This window comes from Natronococcus sp. A-GB7 (assembly GCF_029688865.1).
Classification (GTDB): domain Archaea; phylum Halobacteriota; class Halobacteria; order Halobacteriales; family Natrialbaceae; genus Natronococcus.
Genome location: NZ_JARUKV010000012.1, coordinates 95,741 through 120,291, shown reverse-complemented (window position 1 = coordinate 120,291; position 24,551 = coordinate 95,741). Strand labels below are relative to the sequence as shown.

The 24,551-nt window shown below is 62.5% G+C and carries 17 protein-coding genes, 1 pseudogene and 1 CRISPR repeat array; of the genes and pseudogenes, 11 read left to right on the top strand and 7 right to left on the bottom strand.

The features are described from left to right. The first annotated feature begins 111 nt into the window (after window positions 1–111). From QA609_RS12730 to QA609_RS12720, 3 genes are all read left to right on the top strand, one after another. A complete protein-coding gene (locus QA609_RS12730; protein ID WP_278302986.1) occupies window positions 112–1,692 on the top strand; it encodes a tryptophan--tRNA ligase in 1,581 nt (526 codons plus the stop codon). Window positions 1,693–2,128: 436 nt separating this feature from the next. After that, window positions 2,129–3,637, top strand: a complete 1,509-nt coding sequence (locus QA609_RS12725; RefSeq protein WP_278302985.1) for a phenylalanine--tRNA ligase subunit alpha — start codon at window positions 2,129–2,131, stop codon at window positions 3,635–3,637. After that, entirely contained in the window at window positions 3,637–5,460 is a 1,824-nt protein-coding gene (locus tag QA609_RS12720) for a phenylalanine--tRNA ligase beta subunit-related protein (RefSeq protein ID WP_278302984.1), read from the top strand. The genes QA609_RS12725 and QA609_RS12720 overlap by 1 nt, the downstream gene beginning before the upstream one ends. A 24-nt stretch (window positions 5,461–5,484) precedes the next feature. Here the strand turns inward: QA609_RS12720 and QA609_RS12715 are convergent, their stop codons facing one another. Further along, complete coding sequence (locus QA609_RS12715; protein ID WP_278302983.1) at window positions 5,485–8,325, bottom strand: M14 family metallopeptidase; 2,841 nt, start codon at window positions 8,323–8,325, stop codon at window positions 5,485–5,487. Window positions 8,326–8,614: 289 nt separating this feature from the next. Beyond that, window positions 8,615–8,812, bottom strand: coding sequence for a hypothetical protein (locus QA609_RS12710; protein WP_005555160.1), 198 nt, complete (start codon window positions 8,810–8,812; stop codon window positions 8,615–8,617). Between the two features lie 237 nt (window positions 8,813–9,049). Between QA609_RS12710 and QA609_RS12705 the strand changes: the two genes are divergently transcribed. After that, window positions 9,050–9,358 (top strand): non-histone chromosomal MC1 family protein, encoded by a 309-nt coding sequence (locus tag QA609_RS12705; protein ID WP_278303015.1) that lies wholly within the window; start codon window positions 9,050–9,052, stop codon window positions 9,356–9,358. A 162-nt stretch (window positions 9,359–9,520) separates the two neighbouring features. Beyond that, window positions 9,521–10,339: a prephenate dehydratase gene (gene pheA / locus QA609_RS12700; protein WP_278302982.1), complete on the top strand. Its 819-nt coding sequence runs from the start codon at window positions 9,521–9,523 to the stop codon at window positions 10,337–10,339. Between the two features lie 28 nt (window positions 10,340–10,367). Here pheA and QA609_RS12695 read toward each other — a convergent pair whose 3' ends face one another. The 3 genes from QA609_RS12695 to QA609_RS12685 form a co-directional block, all read right to left on the bottom strand. Further along, a complete protein-coding gene (locus QA609_RS12695; protein ID WP_278302981.1) occupies window positions 10,368–11,081 on the bottom strand; it encodes a hypothetical protein in 714 nt (237 codons plus the stop codon). Window positions 11,082–11,095: 14 nt separating this feature from the next. Next, on the bottom strand, window positions 11,096–12,019 hold the full coding sequence (locus QA609_RS12690) for a hypothetical protein (protein WP_278302980.1): 924 nt from the start codon (window positions 12,017–12,019) through the stop codon (window positions 11,096–11,098). Between the two features lie 190 nt (window positions 12,020–12,209). Then, window positions 12,210–13,379: a transposase gene (locus tag QA609_RS12685; protein WP_278302979.1), complete on the bottom strand. Its 1,170-nt coding sequence runs from the start codon at window positions 13,377–13,379 to the stop codon at window positions 12,210–12,212. Window positions 13,380–13,988: 609 nt separating this feature from the next. Further along, window positions 13,989–14,619: a CRISPR direct-repeat array (repeat unit 30 nt; unit sequence GTTCCTGATGAACCCTTGTGGGGTCGAAGG). A 24-nt stretch (window positions 14,620–14,643) separates the two neighbouring features. On the opposite strand from QA609_RS12685, the pseudogene QA609_RS12680 reads away from it, so the two are divergent. From QA609_RS12680 to QA609_RS12655, 6 genes and pseudogenes are all read left to right on the top strand, one after another. Beyond that, a pseudogene (locus QA609_RS12680) lies at window positions 14,644–15,060 on the top strand (ABC transporter permease subunit); the annotation flags it as partial. A 53-nt stretch (window positions 15,061–15,113) separates the two neighbouring features. Continuing rightward, the gene (locus QA609_RS12675; protein ID WP_278302978.1) at window positions 15,114–15,569 is read left to right on the top strand and encodes a peroxiredoxin; all 456 of its coding nucleotides are present in this window, start codon (window positions 15,114–15,116) and stop codon (window positions 15,567–15,569) included. Between the two features lie 343 nt (window positions 15,570–15,912). Further along, window positions 15,913–16,332 (top strand): Hsp20/alpha crystallin family protein, encoded by a 420-nt coding sequence (locus QA609_RS12670; protein WP_278302977.1) that lies wholly within the window; start codon window positions 15,913–15,915, stop codon window positions 16,330–16,332. Between the two features lie 149 nt (window positions 16,333–16,481). After that, window positions 16,482–19,148, top strand: a complete 2,667-nt coding sequence (leuS, locus tag QA609_RS12665) for a leucine--tRNA ligase (RefSeq protein ID WP_278302976.1) — start codon at window positions 16,482–16,484, stop codon at window positions 19,146–19,148. 76 nt (window positions 19,149–19,224) lie between these two features. After that, window positions 19,225–19,995 (top strand): DUF2071 domain-containing protein, encoded by a 771-nt coding sequence (locus QA609_RS12660; RefSeq protein ID WP_278302975.1) that lies wholly within the window; start codon window positions 19,225–19,227, stop codon window positions 19,993–19,995. Between the two features lie 132 nt (window positions 19,996–20,127). Continuing rightward, complete coding sequence (locus tag QA609_RS12655; protein WP_278302974.1) at window positions 20,128–21,564, top strand: sugar porter family MFS transporter; 1,437 nt, start codon at window positions 20,128–20,130, stop codon at window positions 21,562–21,564. Between the two features lie 49 nt (window positions 21,565–21,613). Here the strand turns inward: QA609_RS12655 and QA609_RS12650 are convergent, their stop codons facing one another. Together QA609_RS12650 and thsA are read right to left on the bottom strand one after the other, a co-directional pair. After that, complete coding sequence (locus QA609_RS12650) at window positions 21,614–22,606, bottom strand: ornithine cyclodeaminase family protein (protein WP_278302973.1); 993 nt, start codon at window positions 22,604–22,606, stop codon at window positions 21,614–21,616. 229 nt (window positions 22,607–22,835) lie between these two features. Further along, complete coding sequence (thsA, locus tag QA609_RS12645) at window positions 22,836–24,497, bottom strand: thermosome subunit alpha (RefSeq protein WP_278303013.1); 1,662 nt, start codon at window positions 24,495–24,497, stop codon at window positions 22,836–22,838. Window positions 24,498–24,551 lie beyond the last annotated feature (54 nt).

Here is a 24,551-nt window from a genome sequence, read left to right as displayed (position 1 = left end):
TACGTCCCGTCGGCTCCATGCGTACTTGAGGTCACCGACGGTCCGAACGAACGTCCAGCGGCGAAGTCGAAGCCGAAGCCTTTTGCGCGCTGGCGCGCCAAAACGCAGCTAATGACCGGAGACGAGCCAGTCGAGGAGTCCGAGTCAGGAGAACCGCTCGCGGACGGTGGGGCAGCCGGAGCCGACGACGTCGCGCTGGATCCGTGGGGTTCCTCGGCTGTCTCCGACTACCGGAAGCTGTTCGAGGAGTTCGGCATCGAGGAGTTCGACGAGGTCCTCGAGGAGGTGCCGAATCCACACTATCTGATGCGTCGCGGAGTCATCTTCGGCCACCGCGATTACCGACCGGTCGCCGAGGCACTGCGCGAGGGCGAGGATGCCGCGGTCCTCTCGGGCTTTATGCCCACCGGCGACCCCCACATCGGCCACAAGCTCGTCTTCGACGAGATCATCTGGCACCAACAGCAGGGCGCCGACGCCTACGGGCTGATCGCCGACCTCGAGGCCAACTCGGCCCGCGGGATGAGCTGGGACGAGATCGACGAGCACGCCCGGGACTACCTGCTCTCCCTGCTCGCACTCGGGTTCGATCCCGAGGAAGGGACGCTGTACCGCCAGTCGACGAACCGGGAGGTCCAGGACCTGGCCTTCGAGATCGGCGCCGACGCCAACTTCTCGGAGTTCCAGGCGATCTACGGCTTCGACGGCGAAACCGATGTCTCGCACATGCAGTCGGTCGTCACCCAGATGGCCGACATCCTCTACCCCCAGCTCGAGGAGCCCAAACCGACCGTCATCCCCGTCGGTCCCGACCAGGATCCCCACGTTCGCCTGGCTCGCGACCTCGCCGAGCGCACCCGCTTTTTCAAGGTCTCGAAGGCCTACGCGAGCTTCGAGCTCGAGCCCGAGGAGCGCGACCTCGTCGCCGACTTTCACGAGAAGCTCGACCCGGCAGAGTTCGACGACGACCAGCTTCGGTGTGTCCACGTCGCCGAGGCGATCGAAGAGACGCCCCTCGAGGAGCTGAACGTCCCCGCCGACACCCTGAGCTCGGTGCTGACGAAGCTCGAGGAAGCCGGTATGGAACCCGTCCGCCCGCGAACTCGCTTCTTCGACCGCCGGGCGACCGACGAGGCGTTCGACGCACTCATCGACGCGATCGACGGCGAGAAGCGCGTCTACGAGAATCATATCGACGCCTTCGAACTCGAGGTGAGTGAGGCCGAGGAGCTGGCCCGCCAGATCGAGGTCGACAATGGCGGTTACGGCTTCCGCCCGCCGTCATCGATCTACCACCGCTTCATGACCGGGCTGACGGGCGGCAAGATGTCCTCGTCGGTTCCCGCCTCGCACATCTCCCTGCTCGACGACCCCGAGACGGGGTACGACAAGGTCAAATCCGCGACGACCGGGGGCCGCGAAACGGCCGAAGAGCAGCGCGAGAAGGGCGGCAAGGCCGACGAGTGTCCCGTCTACGAGCTGTACGCCTACCTGCTCGCGGGCGACGACGACGAGTTCGCCAAGCGAGTGTACGACGAGTGCGTCGGCGGCGAACGGCTCTGTGGTGACTGCAAGGAACAGGCCGCCCAGCTCATGAAAGAGTTCCTCGAGGAACACCAGGAGAAACGCGATGAGGTCGAAGAGCTGCTCGAGGCGGCGGACATCGAACTCGAGTCGCCGCGGAAGGCCTGACCGAGCCCACAGGAGCCGTCTTTTGCACCGCAACGGCACCCCTACCGAGCCACCACCGGGTGGGAGTGAAAGGGGTTCGGGGCTTTCGGAGTAGTGCTGTCACCTGAAACACCACGATCTGCAGAACGAGCGACGACGAGGGAGGGGCGCGTAACGTTTTTGCACCCCCGTTGCAATCGTTCGCACATGGCATCCGAACCCCGCGATCGGCGTGTCGTCCGCCAGTCAGCTACGGCTCCGGGGTTCGGCTTCTTTTTCGCCGACTAACGTCGGGCCGGTGGACTCGAGGACGATCACACCGATCGCCCTCGGCGAAACCGTCCGCGTCCCGTCGTGCCCTCGAGCGACGCTCGAGTCGGGTAGTCCGATCGAGGAGCGCGCGCCGAACGGAGTCGGAACCGCTAACTGACCGACCGACAGCCATTCAGACAAGCGAATGCAACTACCAGAATCAGAGGTCGCGGTCCTCGAGGCCGCGAACGCCGACGAGGCGACGCCCGTCGACGCCCTCGCCGCGGCGACCGACCTCCCGCCCGAAACCGTCACCGGGGCAGCCTTCGAGCTCGAGGAGCAGGGACTGGTCGCCGTCACGGAACGCGTCGATGAAACGATCTCGCTCACCGACGAGGGACGCACGTACGTCGAGGACCGTCTGCCCGAGGTGCGACTCTACGAGGCCGCCCTCGAGGCCGGCGCCGACGCCGACCCCGTCTCCATGGGGCAGGTTATCGGCACCTCGGGACTCGAGGGAGCCGAGGTCGACATCGCGCTCTCGAACTACGCCCGGAAGGGGTACGGGTCGATCGAGGGCGGCGAGATCACGGCCGACTCCGACGCCGATCCCGCCGCGGATCCGGAGGGCAACGCCCTCGAGTCGCTCGCCGATGAGGGGACGCTCGAGGCGGACGACGTTTTGGACCAGCTCGAGCGCCGCGGGCTCGTCGAGGTCTCCGAGACGACGACTCGCGAGGTAGAGCTCACCGAACAGGGCGTCACGGAGCTGATGGCCGGCGTCGAGACCGCCGAGACGGTCGGCCAGGTGACGCCCGAGCTGCTCACCAGCGGCGAGTGGGAAGACGTCGAGTTCGCCGAGTACAACGTCGAGGCCGACGCCGAGACGGTCGAGGGCGGGCGCGTCCACGTCCTCCGGGAGATGTCCGAGCGGGTCAAGGACGTCCTCGTCGGAATGGGGTTCGAGGAGATGGACGGCCCCCACGCCGACGCGGACTTCTGGATCAACGACTGTCTGTTCATGCCCCAGGATCACCCGGCGCGGACCCACTGGGACCGATTCGCCCTCGAGCAGCCGACCCACATCGATGAGCTCCCGGAGGATTTGGTCGAGCGCGTCGAGCGCGCCCACCGCGAGGGCGTCGGCGAGGACGGCGAGGGCTACCACTCGCCCTGGGACGAGGACTTCGCCCGTGCGCTCGCACTGCGCGGACACACGACGTCGCTCTCCACGCGGTACCTCTCCGGTACCGAGATCGGCGAGATCGAGCCGCCCGCCCGCTACTTCAGCGTCGAGAAGGCCTACCGCAACGACACCCTCGATGCGACCCACCTGCTCGAGTTCTACCAGATCGAGGGCTGGGTGATGGCCGAGGACCTCTCGGTGCGAGATCTGATGGGCACCTTCGAGGAGTTCTACGCCCAGTTCGGCATCGAGGATATCCAGTTCAAGCCCCACTACAACCCCTACACCGAACCGAGCTTCGAGCTCTTCGGGACCCACCCCACGACGGGCGAACTGATCGAGATCGGCAATTCGGGCATCTTCCGCGAGGAGATGCTCGAGCCCCTCGGCGTCGACTGCGACGTTATGGCCTGGGGACTCGCCTTAGAGCGCCTCGCCATGCTGACTACGGGCGCGGAGGATATCCGCGACCTCCACGGGACGCTGGCCGATCTCGAGTTCCTGCGGAACGCGGAGGTGACCTACTGATGCCAACCGTCGATATCGACCCCGACGAACTGCGCGAGCTGACCGGCCGCGAGGAGAAAAGCGACGAGGAACTGCAGGAGGACCTGTTCGGACTGGGCCTCGAGTTCGAGGGCTGGACCGACGAGGACGAGTTCGAACTCGAGTTCGCGCCCGACCGCCTCGATCGGCTCTCGGTCGAGGGCGTCGCGCGCTCGATGCGGTACCAGTACGGCGATTCTCGAGGGGTTCACGTCCCGTCGACCAACTCGGCTGACTGGACCATCGAGGTCGACGAGTCGGTCCCCGACGAGCGACCGTACGTCACGGGCGCGGTGATCCGCGACGTCGACTTAGACGAGGACGGTCTGGATTCGCTCATCCAGCTCCAGGAGAAGCTTCACGCGACGATGGGCCGCAAGCGCGCGAAGGGCGCGATCGGGATCCACGATCTGACGATGTTGAAGGGCAGTGCTGCGACAGAGGGGAGTCCAACGATCCGATACGTCGGCGTCGAGCCCGACGAGGACCGGTTCGTCCCGCTCGATTCCGACGCCGAGCTGACGCCCGCGGAGGTGCTCGAGGAGCACCAGACGGGCCGCGAGTACGCCGACCTCGTCAGCGAGTACGAGCGCTACCCGGCGATCTACGACGATATCGGACTGTTCTCGTTCCCGCCGGTGATCAACGGCCGGCGGACGGAGGTCTCGACCGACTCCCGGGATCTGTTCGTCGAGATGACCGGCACCGATCAGTGGACGATCGACAAGATGCTCAACATCGTCTGCTACGCGCTGGCGGCACGAGGTGCGACCCTCGAGGACGTCCGAGTCGAGTACCCCGACAGCGAGTTGGTGCGCCCCGACCTCTCGACGAAGACGAAGCGGGTCGCCCACGACCGCATCGAGACGCTTCTCGGAATCGATCTCGACCCCGACGACGTGATCGATCTGGCCGAGCGCTCGGGGCTCGACGCCGCGAGAAGCGAGGACGAAGCGACGGGTAACGAGGAGAGTTCCATCACGCCTCTGGAGGACCGAGACGGACTCGAGGAACGGGACGGCCCGGTAGGTTCGGACGAGTCGAACGCCGAGGACGCCGCGTCGACGGGCGACCTCGTCTACGAGGTGACGATCCCACCCTACCGCGTCGACGTGCTCCACCCGCTCGACGTCATCGACGACCTCGGACGGGCCTACGGGTTCAACGACCTCGAGCCCCGCTACCCCGAGGTCGGTACCGTCGGCGGCCGCCACGAACGGTCCCGGCTCGAGCGCGCGGCTCGAACCCAGCTCGTCGGACTGGGCTTCGAGGACATGCTCAACTTCCACATGATCGACGAGGAACAGAACTACGAGCGCCTCGGCGTTTCACCGGGTGAGGAGGTCTACGGCGCGGGCGAGCCCGCGACGATCAAGGAGCCCTACAGCGAGGACTACACGATGCTGCGGACGTGGACGCTGCCCTCGTTGCTCCAGGTCCTCGAGAACAACACCCACCGCGCGTACCCGCAACACCTCTCGGAGGTCGGCTTCGCAGCGGAACTCGACGAAACCGAGAACACGGGCGTCGGCGAGGGACGTCACGTCGGCGCCGTCCTCGCCGATCACGAGGCCGGCTACGAGGACGCCAAGGCTCGCCTCCAGGCGTTAGCTCGGGACTTCGACGTTGCCCTCGAGACGCCCGCTACGGAGCATCCGAGCTTCATTTCGGGTCGGGCGGCAGACGTCGTCATCGACGGCGAACCCGTCGGCGTCGTCGGCGAGATCCACCCGAAGGTGATCGTCGAACACGATCTCGAGGTGCCCGTCGCGGCGTTCGAGTTCGACCTCGAGGCCCTACGGTAGCCCCGTCGTCGTCCCGACCTGACGCTATCTGATCTCGCCGTAGGTCCTCGTGAGCTCTCCCTCGGCGTATCGGCACTGCTCGAAGCCAAGTGCGTTACACAGCAGCGTGTGACCCATAAAGGAGACAGCGTAATCTGCCATCCCGAACGGGTGGAGTTCCGTCTGCTGGGCCGGGGGGAGGACCGATCCGACGACGGCGATTTCGGCCCCGTCCGCCGAGAGGATTCCGGCACCGACGCCGGTCCCGGTGGGCTCCTCGCTTCCGTCTTCGTACTCCGCGAACGTCCCGGCGACCGAACCGCCGGCGTCGGCGAACGCGTCCGGATCGACGGTCGTCGCGGGCTGGTCGACGTCGGTCGTATATCCTAGCTGGGACCCCTTCCAGATCTCCTGCTGGCGCGGCCGAATCCCGGCGAGTAGCGGGTGGTCGAACGCTCGGTCCTCGAGGTTCGCGAACTGCATCTCGACGTTGCGGACGTCGTCGGCTGCGATCGACGCGGCGTTGCCGACCTCGAGCGCTCCGAGGAGGTTCACGCCCGCGTCCGTGAGCACGAGGTCGCCGCCGGCCTCGACGAACGCCTCGATCGCCTCTACGTACTGCGGGTCGTCGATCCCGTCGTCGTGCGAGACGACGAGCTTATCATAGTGGCGCTGGCCGGAGTTGCCCCGGAGCAGTCGTCCGATACGAACGTCGTGAACGCGCAGGCCGTCCATGTCGCCGTCCTCGAGGTACGGCTCGAGATCGGCGAAGAACTGCATCGGATTGACAAGGTACTCGCGCTGTTCGTACCCCAGTACTTCCTCGGGATCGGGGATCCCGTTCTCGGCGTCGACGGTCGTCAGACTGGCACTGATCTCTGCGTCGCTTTCGATCTCGACGTCCCACTGACCCGTCTCGGGGTGGCGGATACAGATATCCTCGTAGTCGTGCTTTCGGACCGTCGAGTCGTTCGGATCCGCCTTCGCTTCGAGGTCGATTTCGCGGACGACCTTCCCCGCAGGGTTGAGCAGTCTGACGACTCCCTCGGTCGCGTTTCCGACGCCCTCGAGGTGGATGAAGATCGACTGCGAGGCGTCGGTGGCTTCGGCCGTGATTCGCGTACTTCCGCCGGGACCGGGCTGGACGACGTCGTGGCTCCGGCGGGCCCCGGAGCCGTGGCCGTCGCCGGACGGATCTGTGCCGGAACCGGTATCCGTGTGTGGCAGATCGGCCGAGGACCGCGTCAGCGCGTCCGTCGTAACGTAGGCCGTATCCTGGTCTCCCGTGGCGATGGTCGCAGTGGTCGTCTGGGCCGCCATCTCGGCGTACTCGCGCATCGAGATGCGGTAAGCCTCCTCGTAGTGGCGAGTCCAGTACGGTTTCCACTCCTTCTGTGCGTCCTCGGAGTGGTTCGAGAGAATTACTTCTGGAGCGACCGTGATCGCGCCGAGGCCACCGAACGCCTCGGGTTGACCGGCCCAACAGAGGAAGCCGCCGGTGATCTGGTAGGACAACGAGTCGTAGATCGTTCCCCAGTCGAACAGCCCCTCGTAGCTGTCTCCGTCCGGAACGAACGACTCATCGTACATCTCCTGGCTGGCGGTCTCGATGTCGTCGGCGATGGCACCGATATCACCCCAGAAATCGTGCATTCCCTCGCCGATCCGGATGTTGACCTCGTCGAGATCGTGGGTCCCGTCGTGATCGAACGGCGCGTTCGTCTCGAGATTGAACACCATGTGGTCGGCGGTGTACATCCCGTGGTAGTCACAGAGGAACTCCACGTTATCGTACCCCCGGAAGTGGTCGACGATCGCCAGCGAGTCGGGAACGAGGTCGTGGAACTCCTCGGGCGCACCGTCGGGCTCTGCCGGCCGGAAGTTGGGGTCGGTCCACCCGATCGTTGGATACTGACGATTCGTGTCGACCGGCTGCTCGTTGAACTGGCTCGCGTTTCCGCGCTGGAAGTTAGTGTCGTGCTCTTCGACCCACGGGATATGGGTCTGGGGCTTGCGCGAGACCCAGCCGTCGGGATTGGTAAACAGGAACAACAGGACGACATCGTCCAGCAGCGGCTCGAACGCCTCGGCCTCGCCGAACGCGATCTCCTCGAGCAGCCGACAGCCGGCCTCGGTTCCCGCACGTTCGTCGCCGTGGATATTCAGCGAATAGACGACTTTCTCCTTGGCCGCGAACGACGACTCGTCGTGAACGTCGTTCGTCACTTCGGCGACGTAGATGTCGCGAGGGTCGGACTCCTCGCCGGTAAATCGGTTCTCCCATCCCGGCGACTGGCCGACCGTTTCGACGGAAATCCGGTCCGAAGCGGTCGTTTCGAGGTACTCGAGTGCCTGTGTGGTCTCCTCGTAGGCGAGGTACTCCCGGGCCTCTTCAACGGGCGGGAAAACCCCCTCCTCGTAGGGCGCCTCGAGTTTCCACCAGGGGTTCGCGCCCGGAGAGAAATCCATGCGCTCGATTCCGTCGAACTCGAGAACGTCCTCGACTTCGTCGGCCGTGAGGTGTGCGTGGGCGGCAGGCGAAGGCGAGTCCCGCGTGACCGCTTTCGGCGCGCGCTCGAGATCTTCGTCCTCGGTTTCGTCCTCGTACGCGTCCGCGAAAGCCGTGAGACCGTCCTGATCGGCGAACTCGATGAGGGTCGCGGCCTCGTACGCTTCGGGCGTGTGGTTGACGACGAAGGCGTACTCGTCGGTCATCGGTTCCCCGGTTACGTCGGCCGCTGCAGTTCCGGGTACTGCGAGTGCCGCACCCGTCGCCGCGGAGAGCGAGAGGAACGTTCGGCGGTCGATATCCGCCTCATCGAAGCGAGCGGCCGAAAGGCGATCGTCGGTTTCGTCCGAGTCAGCAGCGAGTAGATTCCAAGTCATTTGAGTTCTATGAGGGGCTATCCTCCAGAATATCAACAATGATGCTGGGTATATAAACTCAGGGAAGAGAGAGTCTCTCTGCTACACGTATCTTTAGGTAGACAACGATCCTGAACTAAGGGTTTGTCAGTTCGGTTAAGTTAACCCCTCGAAAGGATCGTTCTATGAGCGGACCGGGCTTCGTAGCTGTCGGCCGGCTACCGTCGCTGATCCTTCCAGGGGAGATACTCGAGAGAAAATCTCGAACCGAAACAGCAGTACAACGGGAACGGAACGATGTAGTGGTCGGTTAGAACTCGTGCTCTACCTCTTCTTCGTTAGCCTTCTGGATGATGATCTTCCCGTCCCGGACGCGAACGAAAACTTCGTCGCCGATATCCATACCCGCGACTGCGAGTTCGTCCTCGTGGAGGTTTAGATGGACGTTGTGATAGTTGCCGTCTTCGTCTTTCGCACCGCTTGGACTCAGCTTCTTTTTCCGGACCATCGCGGGATTCTAGGTCGCACTTCGCCGTAGGATATACTTAAGTGTTTTCTACGACACAGCGAATGATCTCGCCTCGGATCCGAATCTCCCCGTGCAACCGCGACGTAGCACAGATCCGGGTGGAGCAGTGACCGGACCGATCCGACAGGATCATTTAAACATAGTGGCGCAGTCCGTCGATTTTGGGGGATATCTTTATGTCTGATCGTGTGCAGAACTGACATGGAGGCTAAAACTATGGTACGTGAGGACGGAAAGCGAAACTTCGCGCTGCGAGAATCGGGCGGCGACGAGACGAGCGTCTTCTCGGGAAACACGCCGCGCCAGGCGGCACTCAAGGCGGCCCGCCGACTCGAGCCCGGCTCGAGCGAGGACGCGGCCGACCGCGTCGAGCTCCGGCTCCGGGAGAAAGGCACCGACAAGGTCCACATCTACGACGGCTGGGCCTGGGAGGAGACCGCTCCCGACGACAAACCCGACTGGATGCCCGACGAGATAACGGAAGCAAACGTCGCCAAGAAGGGAATCGACCACCTCGAAGAGTAGCCGTCCGAGAACCGATTGTTTTGCCGAGGACGCCGTCCCGAACCGCCACTCGAGCGTTCGGTCGCGACCCGGGTTCCGGATCCGTCCTCGAGCCGAGCGTCGGCCGGACCGAACGCGTCCGCTCCGACGCGCTTTTGGCGCGGTCCGGCAAAGACTGAGCCAATGCGTACAGTCACGCTCGGTCCCGAAGGGACCTACTCGCACCGGGCAGCGAGCGCGATCGCCGACGACGACGAGATCGGGTTCCGACAGTCGGTCACCTCGATCGTCGAAGCCGTCGCGACCGGCGAGTACGACCGCGGTATCGTCCCCATCGAGAACAGCATCGAGGGCAGCGTCACGGAGAGCCTCGACGCCGTCGCGGAGTACGACGTCGCGATCGTCCGCGAGATCGTCACGCCGATCCGCCACGCGCTGCTCGCCCAGGGGCCGGAGTTCGACACGATCGCCAGCCACTCCCAGGCGCTCGCACAGTGTCGCTCCTACCTCGAGCGCGAGTATCCCGACGCCACCCTCGAGGCCGTCGCCAGCACTGCTCAGGGCGTCGAGTTCGCCCGCGACGACGCTTCGATCGCGGGGATCGGCCACCCCGCGAACGCCGACATCGAGAACGGACTCGAGGTGCTCGCCGAGGACATCCAGGACCAGGACTCGAACGCGACGCGGTTTTTCGCGCTCGCGCCCGCCGACGAGCGCTCGACGGGCGGCGGAAAATCGACGTTCGTCGTCTACCCGAACGCGAACTACCCCGGACTGTTGCTCGAGTTGCTCGAGCCCTTCGCCGAGCGGGACATCAACCTCTCGCGGGTCGAATCCCGTCCCAGCGGGCAGCGACTCGGCGACTACGTCTTCCACATCGACGTCGAGGCGGGGCTGTACGAGTCCCGGACGATCGAGGCGCTCGAGGACATCGAGGAGCTAGCCGAGAAGGGATGGGTGCGACGGCTCGGCTCGTACGATCTCGAGCACGTCGTCGAGTAAGCAATATAATCCGAGATTCGTAGTTTAGTTAGTTCTCGTTGATCTTTTGCTCAGAATAGAATTCACGAATAGCATAGCCTACAAACGTTTTCTCGAATCTATCACGGCGTTCCCGGGTTACTACGGCAAGAATTAATCCAAGTAGAACTACCGAGATTAGCACAGGAAGGGGACGAGTAGGAATCCATCCTAGCAGAAAGGATCCAATTGCAACCACACCGATTGTCAAGATAGCCCATGAAGTCACAACCATACTTCGATAAAATGAATAAAGCGATTGAAAACGAAGTGCACGGACTGGTGGTCGTGTTTCGAGGAAACTAAGTACGATCTGATAGCGTTCAGTGTCTGACACAGTATTATCAAGTTCAAATATCTCATCAACGAGGGTTAAGAACTGATATCGTACTGTACTCATCGGGAGTGAATTTTCCGTGTTGTTTGGATTATTGTCCCTTCTCGGGGCCGAAAGGTCAGATTCCAGTCGTATTTGTCGCATTGTATGTTGGAACACATCTGGCTGTTTCCAAAGACACTCCCACCCTCTAACCCATTGGATCATATGACCAAGAATCAACGATCCAATTACCGTGATGAGTATCATTGCTCCAGATGCTTCGAAGATGGGGAGAGTTTCTACAGGAAATAAAATAGCTATAAATAGTAAAAAGGCAGCACCAGGTATCAAATCGGTAAGAACGTCATACAGGTTAAGAACCTGTAGAGGCCTCTCAATTGCCATTAATCCTATAGCTCTCAAAACCGGGTGTAGTTTCTTTTGGCCATTTTCCCCTTGGCCTTTTTATTGGCAAATTGATCGTGGAATGACACCTGCCAATCATCTTCGTGGTTTGCACGAACACGAAGTCTGCCATCTTTGCGCGTAGTGAGGACATTACGCTCGGAAGTCTCGTTGTCTGGTTCATCAAGTACAGTAACTCCATTTGGTTTTGTATAGTAGCCACCCGCATTATTACCGTCATCAGACTTATCTGAAATAAGCACTATTTCTGGATTAATATGGTCAACGAATTCACTAACATAGCTGCTTTTCCTCCCGTGGTGTGGAGCGACTAGAATATTTGCGTCTTCGATTGCATTCATAATTTCGGTGTCTTTCATCGCAGTATTGATCCCATCTTCAAGAATATCTCCCGCTGTTACAAGTTTAAATCCATAGCGCTCAATAACAGTAATAATACTTAAGTTGTTTAATCGATCGAAAATACTGCCAGAAACATCATCACTGTCGAGATGATAGTTCGAAAACATTGTTCCTTGTGCCCAGTCCTCAGATGAGGGGTCTTCAACAGCTGGCTGGTCAAATCGACTCACAAACTCTCTGTATGTGTTTGCGATGTTAAGATAAGATTCGTCGTCTTCTTCTTCAATTCGCTCCTCCAGCAGTGGGTCTGTTGCCTCATTTTGACATAGGAGAGGAACTTGAAAATCGGATTTCTCATATTGGACAATATCTCGTATATGGTCCTTATGTGGATGAGTTATGATCATATAATCAAGGGATGATACAGTAGACTGTCTTTCTAAATGCTCAATGGGTGAAAAATTGCTCGCACCCAAGTCGATTATTACATCCCTTTTTGCCGCACTTGCCCACATTGCGCTGCCCCGTTTTACATCCCAAATTCGGAGATCAAGGCCCCAAATCTTTCCTGTCATACTCTAACCTATCAGTGGAGAGCAATCATATTTAAATTGCCGGCACCAAGGTGAAAGTGAAAAGTGAGGATAGAGGCCATTAGAGGCAATATATTCGCACTCAACAATAAATCTCTCTAGAATCCCTCATACTATACTTAAGCGTAAAGATAGACCTATCATTTCTATCAATAAGTAGGACAAGAACGAACTATGTTTTCTCCACTTGAGCGATGTTGATGGCTGCGTTCACATCAGCATGAATTTCATATCCACAACGTGAACAAGAAAACTCCGTCCCATTACGATACTCACGATTCGTTTGTCCACACTTTCGACAGGTAATACTGGTATTTTCGGGATCAACCATTTCTATAGGAACACCTGTAGCTTTCGCCTTGTACGCGATCATCTCCTGCAACTTAGCGTACGGCCAGTCGTGAATTGGATCAGCAACTGTCTCACGATACCCGGTTAGCTCCTCGAGCGCGATCGTAGACGGCGCATGCTCACTCGCAAGATCGACGATCTCTCGAGATGCCGTATTGAGAACGTGCTCGGTGTACCGCTCGCGCTCACCTCGAGTCTGCCGTACCCCGCGAAGATCACCCTGTTCCATCAGTCGCTCTCGCTTGTCCTCAAGTCGCTCTCGGTAGTGGCGAAACTCTCGTCCCGGTTCGACTACGACGTCCTCGACGTCGTCCCCGTCGACCACGGCTGCGGCGTAGATCACGTTTTCACCGATATCGACACCGACGGTCGTCGTCACGTCAGCTGGCTCGTAGACCTCGACGTCCCACTTGACCACCAGATGGGCACGAACCGATCCGTCCGGTTCGACGTGGAGTTCACACGAACCAGTGTCGGCATCGTCCTCGAAAATTCGCTCGAGATAATCCCGTTGATAGCCGTTTGGCTCGATATGAAACCATACTGGTTTGTAGGGAATGAAACTCGCCTTCAGCCCATATCCTCGTTCGTTTTCGACCAACTCGAAATCCTGATGTGAGAGAACAAGATAGCTTCCCCCACCGAACTGCGGTCGATTACCGTCTTTCCCGCGACTACGCCAGGACGAGAAGGATTCGGCAACATGCTGTGCTGCCTCTCTGGCAGTCGTAGCCTTGACTGTTCGATCCTCGAACTCTCGCGTCACCATCTGATAGAGTGTGTTGTTCTGTGGACTCCACTCCCATTCTGGAATTGAGGGCATCATATCGGCCATGTACCCCGCCATCGCCTGAAACTCCTCAACGCCAGCCCGAACGCGCTCGGTCTTCTGCTGGCTCGTCTCGAGATCGAGGACGACTGTCTGGACGACCGTCTCAGTCGTCGTTCCGGCAGTGAACTCCTCGAGATCGGCTTGATTTGATTCACTCATTGGTCTGTGTCACCGGCGACTGTCTGATATATCACTAATTGTACTCGACACCAATAGTTATTTGTGGTTTGTTGCTAAACCGATGAGTAAGCGGAGTTGGGTATATCTCAGTTTCCGCAACGCGGCACTTCGCCGCGCGTATCGAGTCGATGCTACTCGGTACGAGCCTGCCCGCCGATAAGCTCGGCTCGGGCGTCCCTGGCTTGGATGCATGGGCGTGGACCTTTCGCCCGCGGGACTCCGCCGAGATAGGCGAAAAGCGGCGCATAGACAGCGCCCGGCTCGAGGCAGTACTACACCAACAGTGGTTGGGGCACAGGACGTTCGTCCGACGAGGTCCCGGAAATTATAATCCATAGATGCATGGCCTATTCCATGCGGGAAGGAACCCGTCACGCCAAGAGCAGGCACCCCACCGTATACTAAGGGTAGTTCTCCAACTACCCGCGAAAACGGAAAAAGAAACGTTTCCATACGTTAAAGCCCAATACAAAGCCAGACATCAGACAGTTATGTCGACCCCCCGGGTGAAATCGGGTATTAGCGGTCGACGATAGAGGTAGTTCGAGTAACGGTATTGTAGGCGCTAACAACTCGGTTTTTGCAATGGTTCCTGATGAACCCTTGTGGGGTCGAAGGGCCCGGTGTGTGGATTTCAAACGTATCGGAACCAATTGGTGAGGGTTCCTGATGAACCCTTGTGGGGTCGAAGGTTCCGTAACACCAAGATGTAAGGTCATTACATCCCTGTTCCTGATGAACCCTTATGGGGTCGAAGGTCCGAATCAACCAACTCACGGGCCATTTGCCTACGTGTTCCTGATGAACCCTTGTGGGGTCGAAGGGGGCTACGGGTTACCCTCAAAGAAACGTAGGAAGATGTTCCTGATGAACCCTTGTGGGGTCGAAGGGAGATACTGAACAACCCATACGAAAACGTCGACTGGGTTCCTGATGAACCCTTGTGGGGTCGAAGGTGCACACGTCCATTTCACTCCGGGTTCAGGTAGATGTTCCTGATGAACCCTTGTGGGGTCGAAGGATTCTCGACGAGAAGCCAGAAACCGGGTTCCCACAGTTCCTGATGAACCCTTGTGGGGTCGAAGGTTTGAGTACCAGCGCCGTGACTCCCAGATCCCCGAGAGTTCCTGATGAACCCTTATGGGGTCGAAGGTCGGTCATACAGCGAAGCGTGGGCCTCGTGATCGTAGTTCCTGATGAACCCTGTATTGTTGAAGAGTTCCCCCTTTCGGCGGCAACCGTCTCGATCGCGGTCGGGATTTCGGCCGTCACCGAGACCAGGACCAGAGCGATCAGCGTCGCTCTCGGCGGGTACCTCCTCGCGACCGTCCTCTGGTCGTACGTCGTCGACGGGCTCTACTACGCGGTTACTCGAAGCCTTCCGGGCGCCGACCCGCCGACCTGGATCGCCGTCGTCGACCACCTCAACCCCCTCACGGCAATGAGTACGAGCGGAGACGTGTTCCTTCCCGAGGCGAGTCAGATCGCCATCACCGCGACGGAGGAAGGAGTCAGTGCGACACAGACCGAACAGACACCGTCCGGCACGACCGAGGCACTCGTCCACGAACCGCTGTTCCTGGCCGCGGTACTGCTGTTCTGGATCGTCCTCCCGCTTGCGGTCGGCTACCTCCGCTTTCGCGACGCCGACCTCTCGTAGCGTTCGCGAGTCGGTGTCCAAATCGTTTTTCACCCTCCCACCGTACTGCGGGTATGGCACTCACCGCAGGCGACGACGCACCGACCGTCACCGCGCGCAACCAGGACGGCGAAGAGGTCGTCCTCGAGTTCGACCGTCCGACGGTTCTCTACTTCTACCCGCGAGACGAGACGCCGGGCTGTACGACCGAGGCGACCCAGTTCCAGCGCGAACTCGAGACCTACCACGAGGCGGGCGTCGACGTCTACGGCGTCTCGACGGACGACGTCGACTCCCATCAGTCGTTTTGCGAGTCGGAGGGACTCGAGTTCGACCTGCTGGCGGATCCCGACGCCGAACTCGCCGAGGCGTTCGACGTGGAGGTTCGAAACGGCGCGACCGCGCGGACGACGTTTTTCATTGGCGACGGCAAGGTCAAAGCCGCCTACGAGGACGTCGACCCGGACGGCCACGCCCGACAGGTGCTGCTCGACGCGCTCGAGGACGGACGCGTGACGCTCCCGGAGTAGCCGTTCCTCCCGTGCTGTTCTACCGTGGCCTCGAGAGCCGCCGCTGTAGCTGTCTCGAGAGGACACGACGATTCTCGGCGAACCGACGCGCCGAATGCGTGAGTATACCAAGCACAGTATTTATCTGCTCGGACGTAGAACGCACTGACGTCGCGGGACGATAGCAAGTCCGGTGATCAGCCAGACGGCGTATCGCGTGTCGAGAGCCGAGCACGACGATACGGACCACGCCTCCTCGAGATCGGAGCAAGGAAAACGGAGGAGCCGAGCCACCTGTTCGCGTGGTCCTTTTCGAACTCCGTTCCGAGCAGAATTTATCCCCGTCGAGCACCTACGCCGAGGTATGCGACGAAACCCCTTCGAGGAGATCGAGGAGATGCTCGACCGCGTCAGCAAGCAGGTCGAAGGCGGGATGGGCAGCGGCGGGCTTCAGGTGCCGGGTTCGGTGCCGGTCGACGTCGCCGACAGAGCCGAGGAGTACGTCGTCACGGCCGACCTGCCCGGCTACGACACCGACGACATCGAGCTCACCCTCGCCGAGGGAACGCTTCGCCTCGAGGCTGATCGGGCCGACGAACTCGAGCACGCCTCCGAGCGGTATATCCGACGCGAACGAACCCGAACGTCGGTCAACCGTCGGATCCGGCTTCCGGACCCGGTCGAGGAGGAGTCGGTATCGGCAAGCTTCGAGAACGGCGTCCTGACCGTTCGACTGCCGAAGGTCGAAGGCGGCGACGACTCGAGAGCGATCGACATCGAGTAGTCGCCCCCGAGGCGTTCCGTTCTCGGACGTCTCGAGCAACCGAGCCGACCAACCGCGAACACCGTTTTTCGACCCGCCAGTCCGGATGAGGGTCCAGAGACTGTATAGAAAGTTATACGACGACGACGCTACCACACGTATATAAACAGATGAGCGACGCGGGATACGACCACGCGGCGGTCGAACGACGCTGGCAGGAGGCGTGGGACGAGGCGGACGTCTACCGAACGCCCGACGACGTCGAGGATCCGACGTACGTCCTCGGGATGTACCCGTACCCGTCGGGGAAGCTCCACATGGGCCACGTTCGCAATTACACGATCACGGACGCCTACGCCCGGTTCCGACGGCTGCAGGGCGACGACGTGCTCCACCCGATGGGGTGGGATGCGTTCGGCCTCCCCGCCGAAAACGCGGCCAAGGAGCGCGACACCAACCCGCGGGACTGGACGTTCGACTGCATCGAGACGATGCGCGGCCAGATGGAGTCGATGGGCTTTGGCTACGACTGGGAGCGCGAGATCGCCACCTGCACCCCTGACTACTACAAGTGGAACCAGTGGCTCTTCGCTCGGTTCCACGAGGAGGGGCTGGTCGACCGACGCGACGCCGAGGTCAACTGGTGTCCCGAGTGCGAGACCGTCCTGGCCGACGAGCAGGTCGAGGGCGAGGCCGAACTCTGCTGGCGCTGCGATACGCCGGTCGAGGAGCGCGAACTCGAGCAGTGGTTCCTGAAGATCACCGAGTACGCCGATGAACTGCTCGAGGACATCGACGAGCTGGAGGGGTGGCCCAACTCGGTGCGCCAGATGCAGCGCAACTGGATCGGGCGCCAGGAGGGGACCGAACTCGAGTTCTCGATAGAGGGCCACGGCTCGGTGACGGCGTTCACGACCCGCGTCGACACCATCCACGGCGCGACGTTCTTCGCGCTCGCGCCGGACCACCCGATCAGCGAGCAGGTGGCCGAGACCGACGAGGACGTTCACCACTTCGTCGAGGAGGAGGCCGACCCCGAGGGTGACGAGCCAAACGGCGTCGAGACCGACCTGACCGCCACGAACCCCGTCACTGGCGAGGAGATCCCGGTGTACGTCGCCGACTTCGTCCTCTCGGACGTCGGGACGGGCGCGCTGATGGCCGTCCCGGGCCACGACGAACGCGACCACGCCTTCGCGACGAAGATGGACGAGGAGATCGTTCCCGTCATCGCCCCCGAGCCGGACGACTGGGACAGCGAGACCGTCCCCGAGGCACCCGACGTCAGTGAGGAAGCCTACACCGAGGACGGTGTGTTGGTCAACTCCGGTGAGTACTCCGGCCTCGAGAGCGGCGTCGCCCGCGAACGGCTGACCGACGATATCGACACCGCCGAGTGGACCACTCAGTACCAGCTCCGTGACTGGGGGATCTCCCGCCAGCGCTACTGGGGGACGCCGATCCCGGTCGTCCACTGCCACGACGGCTGTGGATCGGTCGTCCTCTCCGAGGAGGAGCTGCCGGTCGAACTGCCGGAGTTCATCAACACGACCGGCAACCCGCTGGACGAGGCCGAGGAGTGGAAGGAGACGACCTGTCCGGAGTGTGGCGGGGCCGCCACCCGCGAGACCGACACGATGGACACCTTCGTCGACTCCTCGTGGTACTTCCTGCGGTACGTCTCGCCGGAGCTCGACGAGGCCCCCTTCGACCTCGAGCAGGCCAACGACTGGATGCCCGTCGACCAGTACGTCGGCGGGATCGAACACGCCGTGATGCACCTGCTGTACTCGAGGTTCTTCACGAAGGTGCTGGCCGACCACGAAGGCCTCGAGCACCGCGAGCCGTTCACGAACCTGCTCGCCCAGGGGATGGTCCAGCTCGAGGGCGAGAAGATGTCCAAGTCGAAGGGGAACGTCGTCTCGCCCCAGCGGATCGTCGAGGAGTACGGCGCCGACACCGCCCGCCTCTTCATGATGCAGGCCGCCCAGCCCGAGCGGGACTTCGACTGGAGCGAGGAGGGCGTGCGCTCGACGTACGCCTTCCTGACGCGCCTGCAGGGGATGGTCGAGGAGTACGACGATCCCGACGGCGACGACGACGCGGTCGCGAGCTACGTCGACGGCGAGATCGACGCGACGGTCGCCATCGCGACCGAAAAGTACGACGAGCTGACGTTCAACCGAGCGCTGCGAGAGGTCCAGGACCTGGTTCGGACGCTCAGACAGTACGCGGAGTACGCCGAGCCACACGCCGACACCTACGAGCGAGGGCTGTCGGCGGTCGTCCGGCTGCTGGCGCCCGTCGCGCCCCACATCGCCGAGGAGCTGTACGACGAGCTCGGCTACGACGGGTTCGCCGCCGAGGCCGAGTGGCCGACCGCCGAGATCGACCGCGATCACGTCCGGAAACGCCGACAGCTGGTCGAGAACACCCGCGAGGACGTCCGCGACATCGTCGACGTCGCCGGCATCGAAGATCCGCAGGCGATCGACGTCGTCGTCGCACCCGACTGGAAGTACGACGCCTTAGAGATCGCGGTCGAGAGCGATGCGCCGAACCTGATCGGCGAACTGATGCAGGAGTCCCACATCCGCGAGCAGGGCGACGCCGCGGCCGACTACGGCCAGGACCTGCAGGCCGAGCGCGAGGCGCTGTCGACGACTCTCGGGCCCGACGCGGAACGCGAGGCCCTCGAGGCGGCCGCGTGGCTGCTCGAGCGCGAGTTCGAGGCCCCGGTCACCGTTCGCCGCGCCGAGGCCGTCGACGAGAGCGTGCTGAAGAACGCCGAGCCCGGTCGGCCGGCGATCGAGATCGAGGACGGATCCGAGAACTGACGGCGACCTCGTCGACGAGCGTGGAACGGGCAGGCTGTTCTTTTATTCCCGCGCCTGTGGGTAGTGGAGACACCGAATGAGAAACGACGGACGAGAGCGGACGGATCCCGCCCGATGGCCGGTTGCCGGTGTCTCGAGCCCGAGGGCGCCGTACGTCGCCGCGATGACGTGGCGGAAGGGGCTGTTCGCCCACTGGCCGATCGACCCCGAGGTGCTTCGGCCCCACGTTCCCGATCAGCTCGAACTCGAGACTCGAGACGGGCGGGCCTGGCTCAGCGTATTACCGTTCGTGCTCGCCGACGCGGGACTGCGGGGAACCCCCTCTATCGCGAGGCTCGATATCACCGAACTCAACGTTCGGACGTACGTCGAACACCGCGGCGACCCCGCGCTCTACTTCTTCAGCGTCGACGTCGACAACCCAGCGGTCGGCGAACCGATCGGTCGAGCGACTCGGCTTCCGGTCTACACCGCCCGGATGTCCCTCGAGGACGACGGCGACCGAATCGAGTTCTCGAGCGAGCGACGCCGGTCGAGGGCGGGTGATCCAGCCCGATTCGTGGCGTCGTACCGTCCTACCGGAGATGTCTCCGTTCCCGAAACCGATTCGCTCGCCTACTGGCTTACCGAGCGCCGACGGTTCTACGCCCCGTCGGGTGACGGCGTGATGGGAGGAGAGATCGCTCACGATCCGTGGCCGCTCCAGCCGGCCGAGGCCACGATCCGCGAAAACACGATGTTCGCGGCGAACGGGCTGCCGTCGCCGACCGGCGACCCGGTCGTTCACTACTGCGATCGGCTTCCGATTCGGGGGTCGATCCCACGTCGGCTTCCGGACCGAGAGTAAAAACGGGTTTCAGGCGAAGGGGAGATCCGGTGTCGATACTCGTTCGTTATATTCTTTTATCGTTCATGTAGGTTATCCGAAAGCGACAGGTTAGTTTACTCGGGTTAGAAAGAACGCTCGAGTTCTAACCGCATGGCAACGAAAGACGCGACTCCAGAGGGGACCGGACGAAACTCCTTCGTCTACGTCGTCGCCGCGCTGGCGGCGCTCAACGGACTGTTGTTCGGCTTCGACACCGGCGTCATCGCCGGCGCGATGCTGTACATCCAGAACAGCTTCGATCTGACCGCGCTGTTTGGCTACCCAATGAGCGCCTCGTTCGTCGAGGGGCTCATCGTCAGCGGCGCGATGGGCGGTGCGATCGTCGGCGCCGCGTTCGGCGGTCGACTCGCCGACCGACTCGGACGGCGCCGACTCATCCTCGTCGGCGCCGTGATCTTCTTCGTCGGCTCGCTCATCATGGCGATCGCCCCGAACGTCGAGGTGTTGATCTTCGGCCGACTGATCAACGGCGTCGGGATCGGTTTCGCGTCCGTGGTCGGCCCCCTCTACATCTCCGAGCTCGCGCCGCCGAAGATCCGCGGCTCGCTGGTCTCGCTCAATCAGCTGACGATTACGAGCGGTATCCTCATCGCCTACCTCGTGAACTACGCCTTTTCGGGCGGCGGTGACTGGCGCTGGATGCTGGGTCTCGGCATGATCCCTGCCGTCGTCCTGTTCGTCGGGATGCTGTTTATGCCCGAGAGCCCCCGCTGGCTGTACGAACAGGGGCGGGTCGACGACGCCCGCGACGTGCTCTCTCGGACGCGCACGGAGAGTCGAGTCGCCGCGGAGCTCCGCGAGATCAAGGAGACGGTCAAGACCGAGTCCGGCACCGTCGGCGACCTGTTCAAGCCGTGGGTTCGGCCGATGCTCGTCGTCGGGGTCGGGCTGGCCGCCTTCCAGCAGGTGACCGGAATCAACGTCGTGATGTACTACGCCCCGGTGATCCTCGAGTCCACCGGGTTCCAGGATACCGCCTCGATCCTGGCGACGGTCGGGATCGGTGTCGTCAACGTCGTGATGACGCTCGTCGCCGTGCTCCTGATCGACCGGACCGGTCGGCGACCGTTGTTGCTCACGGGGCTCGTCGGGATGACCGTCATGCTCGGTCTCCTCGGGCTCGCCTTCTTCCTGCCCGGGCTCTCGGGAGTCGTCGGCTGGCTCGCGACGATCGGCCTGATGCTGTACGTCGCCTTCTTCGCGATCGGGCTCGGCCCCGTCTTCTGGCTGTTGATCTCCGAGATCTACCCCACCCAGATCCGGGGTACCGCGATGGGCGCCGCGACGGTCGTCAACTGGGGGGCGAACCTGCTGGTCTCGCTTACCTTCCTCGGGCTGGTCGACGCCGTCGGCCAGGCCAGCACGTTCTGGCTCTTCGGCGCCTGCTGTCTGGCCGCGCTGGTCTTCTGCTACAAGCTCGTTCCCGAGACGAAGGGGCGCTCGCTCGAGGAGATCGAGGCCGACCTGCGCGAGAAGACCCTCGTCGGACCGGACGAGCACCCCGACGCCGTCGGGAGCGACGACTAGTCGGTCGCTGCGATTCGAGGAAGAAGCGTTCGATCGACGACCGAGACGACTACCGGTCGGTGTGAATCAGTCCGAAGTCGAAACCGGCCCCGTGCTCCCGGGCGTCCTCGTAGACGACGCGGGCCGCCGCGACGTCCTGGATCGCGAGTCCGGTCGAGTCGAAGACGGTAACGCCGGTGTCGTCCTCGCGGGCCGCCTTCTCGCCGACGACGAGTTCGCCGATCTCGCCGTAGATGTCCTCGTCCGTGAGCGTCCCCTCGTTGTAGGGGACGTTGACCTCGCCGGAGTGGGTACACTGCTTGTGGTCGTCGATGACGACCGTCGACTCGAGCAGTAGCTCGTCGCTCAGCTCGTGTTTCCCCTCGGCGTCGGCGCCGATCGCGTTGACGTGGGTGTGTTCGCCAACGTCCTCGAGGCCGACGACTGGGTCTCTGACCGGCGTCACCGTCGAGAGGACGTCACAGTGACCCGCCTCGGAGATCGAGCCCGCGCGGACGTCGAACTCGTCGTCGTAGGCGTCGATGAACCGCTGGACGCGGTCGTCGTCGAGGTCGCTGACGACGACCTCCTCGATCGGACGGATCTCGCTGATCGCCTCGAGCTGGGTGTAGGACTGAACGCCCGCACCGACGACCCCCATCGACGTGGCGTCCTCGATGGCGAGGTAGTCGGTCGCGACGGCCGCTGCGGCACCCGTGCGTTTCATCGTCAGCGCGGTGCCGTCCATGATCGCCAGCGGGGAGGCGGTCTCCGGGTCGGAGTAGATCATCGTCCCGAGCACGGTCGGCAGATCGTGATCCGTCGGGTTGTCGGGATGGACGTTGACCCACTTGACGCCCGCGGCGTCCCACTCGCCCGCGTCGAGGTAGGCGGGCATCGACCGGAAGTCGCCGTTGTACTGCGGGAGATCGATGTAGGACTTGGCGGGCATCTGGGCGTCGCCGCGCTCGTAGGCCCCGAAGGCGTCCTCGACCGCACCGATTACGTCGGCCATCCGCGCGTGCTCGTCGACGTCGTCGCTGTCCAGGAGAAGTGTCTGCATATCGGCGAATATTGCGGGCTAGTACTTAAGTGGTGCTAACTGTCGAGCACACCGACCGCTATCGGGACGAGCGGCGAAAGAAATCGACGTGTGGGCCGACGAATCGATCGAATGCGATACGTGATCGGACGGGTGGGTAGCCGAGCGGGCCGAGCGTGATCTCGCGGGTCGCGTGCTCCCCGCTCGCTTTTACGAGGTTCTCACTCGCTTCGCTCGTTCCGAACCTCGCCTACATCATGCCGCCCATACCGCCACCCATGCCGCCCATGCCGCCACCCATACCGCCGCCGCCCGGCGGCATCTCCTCGTCGTCGTCGTCGTCGGCGACCGCGAGGTCGCCCGCGGCGATGACGTCGTCGATGCGCAGCAGCATGACGGCGGCCTCGGTGGCCGACTCGATCGCCTGGGTCTTCACACGAAGCGGCTCGTAGACGCCTTCCTCGCCCATGTCGATGGTGTCGCCGGTGAACGCGTCCAGTCCGGCGGCCTCGTTACCGCCGTCGTGGGCCGCGCGCAGCTCGACCAGCGAGTCGATGGGGTCGAGGCCGGCGTTCTCGGCCAGCGTGCGCGGGATGACCTCGAGGGCGTCCGCGAACGCCTCGACGGCCAGCTGCTCGCGCCCGCCGACGGAGTCAGCGTAGTCCCGCAGAGCGAGCGAGAGCTCGACCTCGGGGGCACCGCCGCCGGCGAGGACTTTGCCGTCCTCGAGGGTCGTTCGCACCACACCGAGGGAGTCCTCGATGGCGCGGTCGACCTCGTCGATGACGTGCTCGGTGCCGCCGCGGAGGATGAGGGTGACGGCCTTGGCGTCGTCGACGTCCTCGACGAAGATACGCTGGTCACCCGCGATCTCCTTCTGGGCGACGCTGCCGGCGAAGCCGAGGTCGTCCTCGGTGAGGTCGTCGACGCTGGTAACGGGCGTCGCGCCGGTTGCGCGGGCCAGCTGACTCTGGTCGCTGGACTTGACGCGACGGACGGCGATGATGCCCTCCTGGGCCAGGTAGTGCTGGGCCATGTCGTCGATGCCGCCGTCGACGAAGACGACGTCGGCGCCGGCGTCGGCGACCTTCTGGGCCATCTCCTGGAGCTGGGCCTCCTCCTGCTCTAAGAACTGCTCGAGCTGGTCGGGGTCGGTGACGTTGACCTCGGCGTCGATCTCGGTCTCCTTGATCTCGAGGTCGCCGTCGACGATCGCGACATTGGCGTCCTCGGCGAAGTACGGCATGTTCTCGGAGACGCGCTCCTTGTCGACGATGACGCCCTCGACGAGCTCGGAGTTCTCGATCGAGCCGCCGACGACCTTCTCGACTTTGATGTTGTCCGTGTCGACCTCGTCGTCGTCCGCGACGGACTGGACGGCGCTGACGACGAGCTCGGCGAGCAGGTCGCGGGCACTCTCGGCGCCCTTGCCGGTCATCGCCGTCGCGGCGATCTGGTGGAGGATTTCCTCGTCGTCCTCGTCGACGTCGATGGCAATCTCTTCGAGGGCCTCCGTGGCCTCCTCGGCGGCCTGGCGGTACCCCTGGGCGAGGGTGGTGGCGTGGATATCCTGGTCGAGGAGATCCTCGGCCTGGGTGAGGAGTTCGCCGGCGACGACGACGGCGCTCGTCGTTCCGTCACCGACCTCGTCCTCCTGGGTCTCGGCGACTTCGACGATCATGTCGGCCGCCGGGTGGTCGATCTCCATCTCCGAGAGCAGCGTCACGCCGTCGTTCGTGACGATGACGTTGCCCGAGGAGTCGACGAGCATCTTGTCCATCCCTTTCGGACCGAGTGTGGTCCGTACCGACTCGGCGACGGCCTTGCCGGCCTGGACGTTCATCGACTGGGCGTCCTTGCCGGACGTTCGCTGGCTGTCCTCCGAGAGTACGATAAGGGGCTGGTTGCCCATCTGCTGTTGTGCCATAGTCACCTGATGGATTGATTGCTATTCTATATAAAAGCT

Excerpts from the sequence above, each read along its gene's own strand:
- QA609_RS12705 (WP_278303015.1), top strand. The coding sequence starts at position 9,050 with ATGGTACGTGAGGACGGAAAGCGAAACTTCGCGCTGCGAGAATCGGGC.
- QA609_RS12725 (WP_278302985.1), top strand. The coding sequence starts at position 2,129 with ATGCAACTACCAGAATCAGAGGTCGCGGTCCTCGAGGCCGCGAACGCC.
- QA609_RS12675 (WP_278302978.1), top strand. The coding sequence starts at position 15,114 with ATGGCACTCACCGCAGGCGACGACGCACCGACCGTCACCGCGCGCAAC.
- QA609_RS12695 (WP_278302981.1), bottom strand. The coding sequence starts at position 11,081 with ATGGCAATTGAGAGGCCTCTACAGGTTCTTAACCTGTATGACGTTCTT.
- leuS (WP_278302976.1), top strand. The coding sequence starts at position 16,482 with ATGAGCGACGCGGGATACGACCACGCGGCGGTCGAACGACGCTGGCAG.
- QA609_RS12730 (WP_278302986.1), top strand. The coding sequence starts at position 112 with ATGACCGGAGACGAGCCAGTCGAGGAGTCCGAGTCAGGAGAACCGCTC.
- thsA (WP_278303013.1), bottom strand. The coding sequence starts at position 24,497 with ATGGGCAACCAGCCCCTTATCGTACTCTCGGAGGACAGCCAGCGAACG.
- QA609_RS12660 (WP_278302975.1), top strand. The coding sequence starts at position 19,225 with ATGAGAAACGACGGACGAGAGCGGACGGATCCCGCCCGATGGCCGGTT.
- QA609_RS12690 (WP_278302980.1), bottom strand. The coding sequence starts at position 12,019 with ATGACAGGAAAGATTTGGGGCCTTGATCTCCGAATTTGGGATGTAAAA.
- QA609_RS12720 (WP_278302984.1), top strand. The coding sequence starts at position 3,637 with ATGCCAACCGTCGATATCGACCCCGACGAACTGCGCGAGCTGACCGGC.
- QA609_RS12685 (WP_278302979.1), bottom strand. The coding sequence starts at position 13,379 with ATGAGTGAATCAAATCAAGCCGATCTCGAGGAGTTCACTGCCGGAACG.
- QA609_RS12710 (WP_005555160.1), bottom strand. The coding sequence starts at position 8,812 with ATGGTCCGGAAAAAGAAGCTGAGTCCAAGCGGTGCGAAAGACGAAGAC.
- pheA (WP_278302982.1), top strand. The coding sequence starts at position 9,521 with ATGCGTACAGTCACGCTCGGTCCCGAAGGGACCTACTCGCACCGGGCA.
- QA609_RS12670 (WP_278302977.1), top strand. The coding sequence starts at position 15,913 with ATGCGACGAAACCCCTTCGAGGAGATCGAGGAGATGCTCGACCGCGTC.
- QA609_RS12655 (WP_278302974.1), top strand. The coding sequence starts at position 20,128 with ATGGCAACGAAAGACGCGACTCCAGAGGGGACCGGACGAAACTCCTTC.
- QA609_RS12715 (WP_278302983.1), bottom strand. The coding sequence starts at position 8,325 with ATGACTTGGAATCTACTCGCTGCTGACTCGGACGAAACCGACGATCGC.
- QA609_RS12650 (WP_278302973.1), bottom strand. The coding sequence starts at position 22,606 with ATGCAGACACTTCTCCTGGACAGCGACGACGTCGACGAGCACGCGCGG.